Genomic DNA, 583 nt, shown 5'->3' with positions numbered 1-583 from the left:
CTACTCATTATTATACACCCAAGATAATAACCCTAAACTCCGGAAGCGAGCGTGCTTGAGTGAGAAAATGAGTGGTGAGTGCACTCCGCCTCATTGTTAATAAAACAGTAAGCTCAAATGTTAAAGGAAAATCGCTTCACATCTAGGCAACCTTTTGCTTTGTGCTTTGTGCTTTGTGCTTTGTGCTTTGTGTCTCATTCTGCCGAAGCATATTGATTTGAAACTTATAGGGTTATACACCATTCTTATTTTTAAGGCGTTGCAATGAGGTTGGTGTTTGCCAATGAAAGGGATAATCTTTACCGAGTTCATGGAGTTAGTGGAAAGCAAATTTGGACTTGAAGTGCTTGACCAAGTGCTCGAACTTTCCGATGACGAAGGGGTATATACCTCTGTCGGCAGCTATGATCACCGGGACTTAGTCAAACTGATCGTCAATCTCAGCAAAGTTTCTGATATTCCCCCAGAGCAGTTACAAGAAGTGTTTGGTGAAAGCGTATTTTTGAACCTGCTACGCTCCATTCCCAGTCATGCAAGCTTGCAGCAGTGCGACAATACCTTTCAATTTGTTCGACATGTAGAA

General features: G+C 42.0%; 1 protein-coding gene. It reads left to right on the top strand.

The window, feature by feature from the left end; translation table 11 throughout:
• Window positions 1–283: 283 nt before the first annotated feature.
• A partial coding sequence (locus R7Z50_RS29360; RefSeq protein WP_318149997.1) for a heme NO-binding domain-containing protein occupies window positions 284–583 on the top strand: 300 nt, incomplete at its 3' end.

The sequence above is a fragment of the Vibrio sp. 1249-1 genome (assembly GCF_033340495.1).
This window is presented reverse-complemented; position numbering and strand designations above follow the sequence as displayed.